General features: G+C 62.1%; 7 protein-coding genes and 2 tRNA genes. 3 read left to right on the plus strand and 6 right to left on the minus strand.

Annotated elements, in window-relative coordinates; translation table 11 throughout:
- The first annotated feature begins 1,250 nt into the window (after positions 1–1,250).
- The gene (locus tag NUW13_06450) at positions 1,251–2,018 is read left to right on the plus strand and encodes a hypothetical protein (protein ID MCR4438670.1); all 768 of its coding nucleotides are present in this window, start codon (positions 1,251–1,253) and stop codon (positions 2,016–2,018) included.
- Between the two features lie 871 nt (positions 2,019–2,889).
- On the opposite strand, the gene NUW13_06455 is transcribed toward NUW13_06450, so the two are convergent.
- From NUW13_06455 to NUW13_06480, 6 genes are all read right to left on the minus strand, one after another.
- The gene (locus NUW13_06455; protein MCR4438671.1) at positions 2,890–3,114 is read right to left on the minus strand and encodes a glycoside hydrolase family 88 protein; all 225 of its coding nucleotides are present in this window, start codon (positions 3,112–3,114) and stop codon (positions 2,890–2,892) included.
- 230 nt (positions 3,115–3,344) lie between these two features.
- Positions 3,345–4,184 (minus strand): esterase family protein, encoded by an 840-nt coding sequence (locus NUW13_06460; protein ID MCR4438672.1) that lies wholly within the window; start codon positions 4,182–4,184, stop codon positions 3,345–3,347.
- 260 nt (positions 4,185–4,444) lie between these two features.
- Positions 4,445–5,467, minus strand: coding sequence for a pectinesterase family protein (locus tag NUW13_06465; GenBank protein MCR4438673.1), 1,023 nt, complete (start codon positions 5,465–5,467; stop codon positions 4,445–4,447).
- Positions 5,468–5,724: 257 nt separating this feature from the next.
- Positions 5,725–7,365, minus strand: a complete 1,641-nt coding sequence (locus tag NUW13_06470; GenBank protein MCR4438674.1) for an MFS transporter — start codon at positions 7,363–7,365, stop codon at positions 5,725–5,727.
- Between the two features lie 453 nt (positions 7,366–7,818).
- Positions 7,819–9,351 carry a xylulokinase gene (gene xylB / locus NUW13_06475; protein MCR4438675.1) on the minus strand — a complete coding sequence of 511 codons (1,533 nt, stop codon included), beginning with the start codon at positions 9,349–9,351 and terminating at the stop codon, positions 7,819–7,821.
- Positions 9,352–9,390: 39 nt separating this feature from the next.
- Positions 9,391–10,947, minus strand: a complete 1,557-nt coding sequence (locus tag NUW13_06480; GenBank protein MCR4438676.1) for a metallophosphoesterase — start codon at positions 10,945–10,947, stop codon at positions 9,391–9,393.
- A gap of 319 nt (positions 10,948–11,266) precedes the next feature.
- On the opposite strand from NUW13_06480, the gene NUW13_06485 reads away from it, so the two are divergent.
- Both NUW13_06485 and NUW13_06490 read left to right on the plus strand, forming a co-directional pair.
- Positions 11,267–11,343, plus strand: a tRNA-His gene (locus tag NUW13_06485).
- Between the two features lie 65 nt (positions 11,344–11,408).
- Positions 11,409–11,480, plus strand: a tRNA-Glu gene (locus NUW13_06490).
- Positions 11,481–11,734: the final 254 nt, after the last annotated feature.

The following is an 11,734-nucleotide window of genomic DNA, read 5'->3' on the forward strand; positions in this document are numbered from 1 at the left end:
CCGGGGGGTGTTGCAGAGCCTGTGGCGACGATTGCAGCGAGGCAGCGGTTCAGTCGAGAGTCTCGCGCCAATACCCTGCAATTTTCCCAAAAAAACACTTGACAGAAATCGCTTTTTTTTACCTTACGGCCCAGACGGTGCGCCCCCGGGCCGCCAGTGGCGCTTTGCTCGTTTGGTATGCTTCTCGGGCTACGGACTGGGAGCCAGGTTACACTCGGGTGCAATGTTTTGGGCATTGTAAGGTCGCTCGAGGAAGAAACGCCTCCAGCCTAGTGTGCCAGAGCTTCAGGAGCTCGAGAACCGTATCGCCCAGTTGAGGAGCCGAGGTTGCCCCAGTGTCCCATTGCAAGCTCCCACTGCAATAGCTAGGGAGCGATGCCGATGACCTCACATGCGACGCGTGTGGTCTTCCGCACGGTGAACCGTGCGTTTCTTGCTCTCTGCGGCCTGGTTGCACTGGCAGTGGTTCTCGTCACGGGAATCTATGCACTGCGATCAAGGCCCTTGCGGCCGGTGAGCGATCTGCCGCAGCTGGGCATTGCCATCGGTTCGCACCTCCAGGCTGTAGGCATCGACGTGACGACGATGCCGGCACCGTATGGCGTGGTTGTGTTCCTCCAGCAGGGATCAGAGGCCCAGGTTCCCGGGCTCTCGGCTGCCCTGGACACGCTGAGCAGAAAAGGCCTGGCAGTGTATGTGGCGGCACCAAATGGCATAGCCGCAGACGGCGTCGCTACCCCAGGGGTGCATTTCCTTCGAAAGGTTCCCCTCCGGGCTCGCGAAGCTCTTGGCTTTTCCGCCGGTGAGAGCGGCTTTGTGGTTTTTCAGAGGACAGGGGCTCTGTGTTGGCAAGCTTTCAAGACGCGTGGAGTCGACTTGCTGCGCCGGCACCTCCTCCGTATCCATCCACCCTCGGCTTGGGGAGAGGAAACGGCACCTGATACAGGGTTGTGGCCAGCTTCCGAGGAAGAATTGGCCTCCTTCCCCTTCGACAGCCTCCTCCACAGTGCGCCTCGTGTTGACTTACACTTGGACCATGTGCCTAGGGGCAGATTGCGGGTGATCAGGACCTTGGGGGACAAAGACAAACCTCCGCCTGGAGAGCCGGTGTTCGCCCAACCGATGGCCGTAGTAGTTGACCCCCAGGGGCGGGTGTTGGTCCCTGACCCCCAACACCATTCGGTTTTTGTACTCTCACCCAACGGCGACCTGCTCAAGGTTCTGGGTGGCCCGGGAGAAGGGCGGGCGAAATGGGCAGCCCTGTTGGCGTGGGCATCCGTGCCGACGGCGGGGTCGTTGTCGCTGAAGTTTGCTGCCGCTTGCACGAGTTTACGCCACAACTGCGCTACCGGCGCACCTTCCACTGGCCCGTTGAAATTCTCCAGTTGAGTGGCAAACAGTTCGCTGTGATTGGGTCTGTGGCATTGGTAACACTACCCCCACTCCCTCCTGCCCGCACCGACGTGATCCACTTGTTCGCGTTGGCCAGTGCAGAGCCGCGTCCGGTTGGCTCGTTTCTGCCCTACGCCACACCCCGCAGGTCGTTCAAAGAGCCGAGCCTGCAGCGAGGAGCCGTCTCTTCGCGAAACATAGTGGTGTTTGCCACCCACGCCAACCGGTATGTTGCCCTCTCCAGGGCAGGTGAGCCGCAACTGGTATTCTTGGACCTCCAACAGAGGCGTGCACGCAGGTTTGTGCTTAGGGGAAAGGCTGTAGAGACTGTACCTAAGGGGGACACCCCTGGTCCTCCGTATGCAGTGGTCCAGGTGGTAAAGGATATTGCCTTTGACCCCGGAGGAAGAATATATGTGCTCGTGAGGCGATACGGGATCCTGATACTGGACCCTGGTACACTCGGGCGCGCATGGCTGTACACGCGCGCCGCCCCGACGGAACTCGACGCGCAGCTTGCGGACTACTATGGAGTGGCTGCTTCCAATGACCAGGTTTACCTCGTCTCCCCAGGCCTCGCCCAATTGGCCATTTGTTCTTGTGAGGGACTTGAGACCAAGGGCTAACCAATCCCGCAAGCGGAAGGAGGACAAACGCCATGATTCGCCGTTCAACTGCACGGGTTGTGCTGCCCATTGTGGTGGCTCTGTCCATCCTGGTCGGCCTGCTACTGCCCACCCCCAGAATGAGTTGGGGTCACGGCGGCGGTGTATGGACAGGCGTGAAGTTCTGTGAAGGGACTTCAATGCACAAGTGGGGGTGTCGAACCGGAGGGTGTGCCTGCGTCAGCTACATGGGGGAGTGTTTCTGTTTGGCCGGTTGCCATAGGTGCGGGTGCATCAGCCTTGAGATGGTCTGGGTCGACGAGTGCCCGGGTGCCCCGATCTATATGGCCTGATGGAGTCACTTTCATGCTTCGGTGCCAGGGGTGTAGCCTGCAAGGGTGCAGGCATGGGAGGGCGAGCACGGGGGTCGCTGCGCCATTTCTCGCACTAGCGGCGCGATGTTATCCTGGCTCCGGGTGTACGGCCAACCTTGCGGCACGGGAAGACGGCCACTGTGGCAGCGCGCATCCTTGTTGAACCCGCTGACCTGGCTCTTTGCCCTTGCCTTGCGCCGCCTTCGTCCGGTCTGCGGGTTCATTTGCCGCCGAACACTGCGATGACCTCCCAGGCCGGCCCTATAGCCCGAGGAGCTGGAGATGCGGCACGCAGAGGGGCGAGATAGGAGCGCATGACCGCCGCTAAGGAGGCCCCCTTGTGGCAACCAAAGCAGCCCTACCCTAACCAGCGAGTACGGGGCCAATGCTGTGCACGTCATTGTGGGGCGTGAGGCCGCGAGAGTTGTACACAAGGCACTCAGCCACACCTGTTCCTGCGCGAACTCCCGCCATGTCGCGGTCTTGCCGAATCCCGTCGAGCAGACTCGCGCCGAGCATTAGCGCATAGTGGGGCAGGAGGCTTGGTTCGCGCGGCGTGCTGCGGCGTAGACGAACATCGCCAAACAGGAGGCCTCAAGGTCAGAGTCTGGCTTGGCCGGCACCTCATGCCACAGGCCCTCGGCCCGCTGACAGCTGGTTACGGCGAGCTTGTGCCGCCAAGCCAAATAGAGCACCCTTTTGCGCCGCTGATGCCGTTGGAGTAGTTGGACCGCAGCCCCCACCGGCCCGGTAAGTGGCCGGCCGTTTGCCGCCAGTGGGTTGCACTGCAGCCCGTCGCCCCCCAGTCCTCCAGTTCTTCCGTGGTCAACAGCCGCCCGAAAGGGTACGTGCACGTCGCCTGTGTAGCAGGCCGACAACAAGACGGACCCGAGACCAGCCCGGGTCACCTCGCTCCGTAGGGCTGGTGTCGCGCGTTCGCTCCGAATCCCACTGAGCCCCGCCAAGGCGCGCACTACCTCTGCAGGTGTTTGCTGAAGAAGAGCAGGTGGTACTCAAGGGCGTTGCTCCAGTACGCCCACGTGTGGGCACCCGGCCGCTCGGTGTAGTCATGCGGGATCTTCAGCTCTATCATGCGGCTGTGCATTTGACGGTTGCTATCCAACAAGAAGTCGTCCATACCGCACTCCAGGAAGATGGCTTTGTTCCGGCCGGCCAGGCGACTGCAGAGGAACAGGGCGGAGTTTTCCTCCCACAGGCGTGGTGCCTGCTCGTATTCGCCCAACACATCGGCGAGGCCAGCGCGGCGGGCCGCAGGAGTGAGGGTCATGGCGCCGCTCAAGCATCCCGCTCCTGCGAAACGCTCGGGGTACTTTGCCAAAAGAGTGAAGGCCCCATGACCACCCATGCTCAGGCCGCAGAGGAACCTGCCGGTGGAATCGGCGATCGTGCGGTAGTGCGCGTCCACATGGTCGACGACCTCCTTGGCAATGTAGGTCTCGTATTGCGAGTCCTTGCGCAAGGGGCTGTCGAGATACCAGCTGGCGTAGCCCCCGTCCGGGCAGACCAGAATGAACTGGTAGCGGTCGGCCAACGGCTTCAGGTCAGCCTTGGTCGGCCAGTCGCGATAGGAGCCGCTCCACCCATGGAGGAGATAGACCACAGGGAATTTCTCCTGGCTCGTGAGATAGCGTTCCGGGAGAACGACCACCGCTTGCGCCGCTTTCGCCATGGCAGGACTGAAGATAGCCACCGTATCCACCTGCGCCGCCTCGACACGAACGGCGAGGCCGGCGAGCGCACAGGTGAGAAGTGCAGCCAGAAGCAGCGGAGCACGGGGACGGATGCTCATCATGTCTGCTGACCTCCTTATGGTTAGGATCAGGGATATTGGGAAAAGTGACAACTTTCCAGTCCTCGGGCGACTCCGGGCCGCTCTCCGGCCAGCGCACCGCACATCTTCGCCAAGGCACCAAAGGCCTGCTCACTACCCACGAGCGGGTTACCACGTCGAGCGCGATTCCCCACAACGCTTCTGGTTCTGTGAGCGCCGTGGGTTTTGGGCTCTCATCGAGGGTTGGTTTTGCATCGGGTGGTTCGGCCCAGTCCCTTCCCTCAGCGTACCTCCCCGCTGAGAGCGGCGGGATTCCAGCCGTCCCCTCCAGCCAGGACATTTTCCAGAGTGAAGGCCTTGGCCTCTGCGTCGCTGAGTTGACGTGCCCACGACACTCGTTGCCGGGGGTGCGCGCCGGGGCCGCTGCTTTGCCACTCGGCGAAGCGCACTGTACTCTCGCACTCTGGCTTGCCCCAGTTATGCCAGCCTTCGGGTCTCACCACCTCGGACATGCTCGTGTTCAGGAACGCCACAGCTGCGTGCGCTCGCCATGGTCGGCCGAGATAGGTCTGCACGCCAGGCTCGCCGCTGATGGTGCAGTGAGAGAAGACAAAGCCAAAGGGCTGAGCAGCCGGGGTGGAGGCTGCGGTTATGTAGCCATTGCCGCGACAGTGAATGTGGCAATGGTCGAACAAGGCGGTTCCCCCGCCGAAGACAAAGTCAACGTGTCCAGCGACGTAGCAGTCGCGGAAGTAGACGCGCCTTCGGTTGAGCAAGATAGTGTCCTGCCAACCGAGGAAGCGGCAGTTCCTGAATACTACTCTGTCCCCATCCACGCGAAGGGCCACGGCCTGGGCCACCGGGCCGGCTGCATTCTCGAACGTGATGTTCTCGGCCACAAAGTCGTCGCCATCCACCACCACCGTCGGGGTGCGAAACGTGCCGATCGGCTTGCCGTCGAGCCCGACCACCTTCGCGTGCAGGTCGTAGGTGATGACCGTCGACTCCGGAGCCGCCCCCACCAGCCGGATGCAGCCCCGTTCGCGCTGCACGTATACTAACTCGCGGTAGGTGCCGGCCTTGACAAGGACCACCCACCGGTTCTTGGGCGTGGTCGAGTGCGGCGCCGCCATGATGGCCTCCTGGATGGAGGTGAAATCCCCGCTGCCATCTGCGGCTACCACTGCATCAAAGCGAGGTGGAGACGTGGCCTCCCTGTCCACGTGCGCCTGGCGAGGACAGCAGCAGAGTGTTGTTACCGCCAGAGAAAGCGCGAAGAGAGAAATCAGCTTGCCATAATCCATGGCCTTACTCACTCATCACGCACGCGGGGCCCAAAAACGCCGGCCGGCTGTTGCTGGCAGCTCCCAGCAAAGGGCCGGAGAGCCGGAAAGAGCACCGGCTCCCTTGCCCGGCATCCACACCTACCTCGGCGCGTCCTTGCCAACGATTTGCCGGAAGTCCACCCTGGGCCGCCATGTCCACTTGGCAAAGTCCTTCAGTTGGGGCCAATGCCACCGGCGCAGCAACCCAAGAGGCACTGTCAGCAGCAGCCGCCACCTCAGCGCTTTTCCACATCTGTCTTGCCGACGAGAAACCGGTCATAGGCCACTAATCCTAGTATCGTCAGCACGCCGATGCCGCTGAACAGGAGCCACAGCGTGCGCGGCTGATGCAAGGTGTCGACAAAGTGCACATAGAGGTGCGCTCCCAAGATGGCGCCCACGCTGCTGCCGATTACCCCATAGAGGAAGATGTAGCCCATATACGTGGCCACGCGGTCTTTTGGGGCAGTCATGCCTACGTAGGAAAAGAACTTCGGGTGGGCGGTCATCTCGCCAATGGAGAAGATGATAATGCCCACGATAAAGACCCAAATGCTCGGCGAAATGGCCAGGATAGCCATCCCTACGGTGCCGAACAGTATGCCGGCCACCATCGTGGGCAGCGCACGAGTCTTCCTGACGATGGCCGAGACAATGAGTTGCAGTGCGATGATGGTGCCGGCGTTGATGACCGTCACATGTTCGACGTCGAAGAACCAGTTGATGCGCAGGCCGACTGCGTGGAGGGCGGCATTGACAACCCTGTTCAGGGGCGCGGCATTCACATAGTCGTTCACGTACCAGAGCACCGAGTCGAACATCTGGAAGTAGAGGATCCAAAATCCCGAGTAGATGAGGATCATCAGCAGGAAGCGCGCGTTGGCCCTGGCTCGCGCCATGTCCTGGTACTCGATGGTGAGCAGCGAAAAGACCGTGGCGTAGATGACGCTCACCACGATCCTGGTGAATAGGGACAGGCCGGGCAGGAGCCAAAACAGGACGCCAACAGCCGCGATGCCCGCAGGAACAAGCCGGGAGCGGCGGCCTCGCCACCGCACAGCCAGAATGGCCAAGCTAACCACCAAGAGGACTGCCACGAAGAGCAGGAAAACGCTCCCTGCGGTGACGAAGAGAGCTATCCCGCCGAGGACTATGAGCGAACCGATGGCCAATCCCACGGCGCCCGCAGCCCCCCTTTGCCGCAGGAGGTAGAACAACAGCACGAACGGGCTGAAGACGATTTCGAAGGCGTTGGCAAGCGTGGTGAGGAGATTGGTGGTCGACTTGGGTCGCGCGGGGTCGCGGTAGGCCAAGAGCGTGGGAATGAGCATCGAGCCGGTGGCCAGCGCCGAGGCCAAAATGACCGTGCGCGGGCCAAAGCTATTCTTGAGGTACGGCACCAGGATGAGGGGGAACAAGAACGCCCCCAAGTTAATGGACCAGTAGTAGATGCCGAATCCCAACGAGCTGGTGCTCTCGTCTGTGGTCCGGGCGATGGTGCCGGAGATAATCGGCTTGAACACGCCAGCGCCCAAGCCCATGACCACGAGGGAGGCAAAGACCGCAGTGTAGGAGGTTACCTGGCTGGTCAGAAAGTAGCCCGCTCCCAAGAGGCTGAAGGAGACGAGCAGCGTGCGCCTGTATCCGAAGCGATCGGCTACCGCGCCGCTGAGGATGGGAAGGAAGTAGAGCAGCGGCTGGATGGTTCCCTTGATGAGGCCCACGCTCTCTTTGGCAAAATGGAGCTGTCCTGTCAGGTAAACCGAGAGAAAGCTCATCATCCCGTAGTAGGCCCCTCTCTCAAAGAACTCGAAGACGATCGACACCCAAAACGTGCGCGAAAAGCCTGAGAGGCGACTCTTCTTCTGTTGGTCCATGCAGTCCTCGTTGTCTTTCGGAGCCCGCCTTCCTACTGCCGGCAACGGGCGCTCGGGAGATGCACGTTGTGGCCCCCCTCTTCTGCCCTCGTCCCGCATGCCCTGACCCCCACAAGGGCTCCTGCCTTCAGAGCCTGTTCAGGTTCTTTCTTGTGACCGAGATTTGTCTCCGCCTTCAGTCTTGAGCCAGGATCCACTTTCCCCATGGCCAGTGCCACTGCGGGCCCGAGAATGCCGGAGCATCGCCCAGAGGAGCCTGCGGGATCGGACCCCTGTAGCCGACTTCGGCAACCAGGGAAAAGGGAGCTGCGTGGAGCGAGGCAAACAGTGCAATGCGCGCAGAGCGGTGTCTTGGGCAACTATCTCACCACGCGCAGGTCCCCACGCTCCTTCCTGCTTTGCCAAGATGCCGGGCGCAGTGTCGCCGGGGATGGCCGCAGACGGCCGTTCCCACTATGCGTTCACCAATCCGGCCACCTCCGTAAAGGTGTTACGCAGCAGCGGGTAGAGGCTGCGATAGAGTCGATAGTACCGCTCGTACAGCGTAGCGACTTCGGCTCTGGGCTTGGTCGCGCTGACGACGCGAATGGTGGCCTGGCATGCCTCGGGGACGGATGCGTACAGGCCCGTTCCCACACCCGCCAGGAGCGCCACGCCGAACGCGGGCCCCTCCTCCACGTTGATGCTGGTCACGGGCGCGCCGAACACATCGGCTTGGATCTGACGCCACAGGGCGCTCCTCCCGCCGCCGCCAGATGCGCGGATCTGCTGGGCCTCGATGTGCTGCTCGCGCATGATCTCCAACGAGTCGCGCATGCCAAAGGTGACCCCCTCCAGCACCGCTCGTACCAGGTGCGCTTTGCTGTGTCGCAGGCTCAAGCCGATGAACACCCCCCGCGCGTTAGGATCGGGGTACGGTGTCCGCTCTCCCGCCAAGTAGGGGAGAAAGACCAGCCCCTCTGCCCCTGGCGGCACCGACGCCGCGGCCGCAGTGAGCAGCTCATACACCTCAACGCCCTGTTCGCGAGCCCGGGCTACTTCCTCCTGGCAGAGGGCATCCCGGAACCAGCGCAGGGAGCCGCCAGCGGAAAGCATAACCCCCATCATGTGCCACTTGCCGGGAACAGCGTGGCAGAAGGTGTGCAATCGCCCTTGTGGGTCCATTTCCGGCTTGTCGGCGAAGGCAAATACCACCCCGGAAGTGCCGAGAGTAGATGAGAGGATGCCCTTGCTCACCACGCCGGTGCCGACTGCTCCCGCGGCCTGGTCGCCACCTCCACCCACTACCGGCGTCCCTTCGCGCAGGCCGGTTTGCTCCGCGGCAATGCGGCTCACCTTGGCCGTCGCCACCGGCGACTCGGCACACTCCGGCAGGAACTCGCGGGGGATGTCCAGTATCTCCAGCAGTTCTTTGCACCACGTACGGTTCTTGACGTCAAAGAGGAGGGTCCCCGAAGCATCCGAAACCTCGGTGGCAAAGGTGCCGGTGAGGCGGAACCGCACATAGTCCTTGGGCAGCAGGATGGTGCGCACCCGTTCGTAGTGCTGCGGCTCGTTTTTGCGCAGCCAGAGGATCTTGGGGGCGGTGAAGCCGGTGAGCGCAGGGTTGCAGGCCAACTCCATGAGGCGCGCCGCGCCCACCCGTGAGGTAATCTCGGCACACTCCTCCCCGGTGCGCTGGTCGTTCCACAGGATAGCCGGGCGAATGACCTGGTGGTCCTCGTCAAGGAAAACGGCACCATGCATCTGCCCGGAAAGGCCGATGCCGGCAATCTGCGCGGCCGCACCTGGCACCTTGGCCAAGACGGCCCCTATGCTTGCACACACGGCCCGCCACCAGTCTTCTGGGTCCTGTTCAGACCAGTTGGGACGGGGCGTATGCAACGGGTATTCTTCGGTTGCCGAGGCCACCACCTTCCCGTCCTCCTGAATGAGCAGGGTCTTCGTTCCGGTGGTCCCGACGTCAATGCCGAGCAGGTATGCCATTGCTTCCCTCCTCGATGGTGGTTCTTCCCATCCCGAGTCTCAATCGTGCTGCGCCGGCAGGAGGTGAATGACCGTGAGCTCCGGCCGGCAAAACAGACGGAAGGGGACAAGAGCGTTCCCTATTCCCCGGTTCACGTACAGCTTGGTGTGGCCAAAGGAAAACATTCCTGATGCGTAGTGCCTGCCGAGATTCGTCTGGCTGAACAGAGCGCCGATTCCCGGCAGGCGAATCTGTCCGCCATGAGTATGGCCGGCCAGGACGAGGTCGATGCCCAGGTCTTCTGCCGGACGTACCATGTCCGGCGAGTGGGCCAAGAGCAGGCGGAAGGCCCCGTCTGGGATGCCGCTTGCTGCTACACGTATCCCCTCCCGTTCCAGCGCAAAATCCAACCAGCCCTCCGGATCTGGACTTTTGCCGCAGAACGGTTCGCTCAGCAAAACCGTGTCGCGAGAAATGCTCACCACGCACAGGTCGGCGAAGCGGCGGGTGCCTTGGCCATGACTCCAGAGCCCCACTGTGCCGCGAGTATGGCGCGCCCCAGAAGTGTCAACAAGTGTGAGTTGCCAACTCGCTGGCTCAAGACTGCCTTCTTCCCACACCTTGGCGTTGACCGTCGTACGATCGCTGTCCGACTGGGCCCTGATGCGAAACCGGTACCAGCAGTCCGCCTGGGCGGAGAGCGCCAGTTCCACGGGGGGCACAGGCGAACCGTGGGCGTCCAGGCGGAAACCGGACAGCCCTTGGCGCCAACGCAGGCGGTAAAAGCGGTCCTCGCCACTGCCGAACCCGGAGTAGACGGTGACCCCCATGCCGGCTTCTCCGGAGCCTGAGTAGCTCATGGCGCAGGTGTACTCATAGTCTTGCCAAGATGCGCTGCCAGGCCCCACAAAGTGGGAATAGGCATTGTCCATAGAGGACCCTGCCTGGAGGAAACATCTTCCCCCGCTCTTGGCAGTGGTAAAGTCGGCATAGAGGGCAGGGTGGAGGGAGAAAAAGTCCGCGCCAAGCAAGTAGAGCGAACTCCCCCCGAGATCGACGCGCTGGTGCTGGTTGCAGAGCACCGTGGCACCAGTGACGCGCAGTGCATCCAAAGCGGTGTTGTTGAGTTCTTTTTGCACCACCAGCTCATTGTTGCCCCGCACGATGAAGACGCCATGCCTTGCGCACAGCATGGCGATGAATTCGCGCACCGCGGCCAAGGCGGGCTGCAGCTGAGCCGACCGTTCCTCGGCTAACCAGTGCGAGGAGCCTATGAGGTCGCCGGTGATGACGATGAGGTCCGGTGCAAAGCTATTTGCCTCCTCTGCAACTCTGCGGTGGAAGTCGGTAAGAGCGCGCATGTGAAGGTCAGAAAGCAGCACGATGGTGACTGCCTCTGAGCCCGGCGGCAGCTTTTCGCTGGACAGAAAGAGGTGAGTGACCTGCAGGCGAGAGGGCTCGATCCAGCGGGCGTAGGCCAGAAGTGCTGCCAGCAGAAGAAAGCCGAAGAACAGGATGAGGCCGATCCGCGTCTGGGTGCGGTCGACCTCCGCAAGGGGGCTGAGCCTCCACGAGGCCGTGCTGGGGGCTTCCACTCTTCCTGGCTGCGAAGTCATGTCGAACCCTACTCCTGGTCGGCTGTGCACCTGTTTGGCTGGAAATTTACACACAAAGAGTAAAAGAGGCAATCTGTTTTTGCGCGCTTACCGCCCGGCTGGATTCTGGACTGCGGTGTCCTTGGGCACCGCACGGCGCCTGCGGCGGACGCTCTTGGTGCTCGGCTTTTGCCGTAGAGGCTGGGCCGGAGTGCAATGCCTTTATGCATTGCCGGGGCGGCACGTCTCCTCTCAGCCTCCACGGGACACCGGTTTTCCCCTTGTTTTGCTGTGGGAAATTTCATATATTTTCCCGCCTCAAAAACGAGGCCGCACGATGGTGAGCGTAGCTCAGCTGGATAGAGCACTAGGCTGTGGCCCTGGTGGTCGCGGGTTCGAGTCCCGTCGCTCACCCCACTGCTCTGGCGCGCAGCGCTGGCACCACCAGCAAAGGCGCCTGTCCACCTCCGTTGCGACGGCACGTCCCCTTCGTCTAGTGGTTAGGACTCAGGATTTTCGATCCTGCAACAGGGGTTCGACTCCCCTAGGGGACGCTCACTTAGACGGGCGAGAAAGCCTTGTGTGCGGCACGGTCTCTCGCCCGTTTTCCTTATCGCCAGGCGGCGCATGGCGCGGAGCAGACGGAGATCATCAAGCCCGGTGGAACAGGTTCTGCCGCTCTTGATCCTTGGCGAAGACGGGCAACGCCTGCGCCCCGGCGAGCCACCCAGCTGGGCAATCTGCGCCGATTCTGACCCTAACCCGAAGGTTCGGTGCGCCAAGGGCGTTCGGTTTCTTTGACGGCATA

The organism is candidate division KSB1 bacterium, from assembly GCA_024655945.1.
GTDB lineage: Bacteria > Zhuqueibacterota > Zhuqueibacteria > JANLFK01 > Oleimicrobiaceae > Oleimicrobium.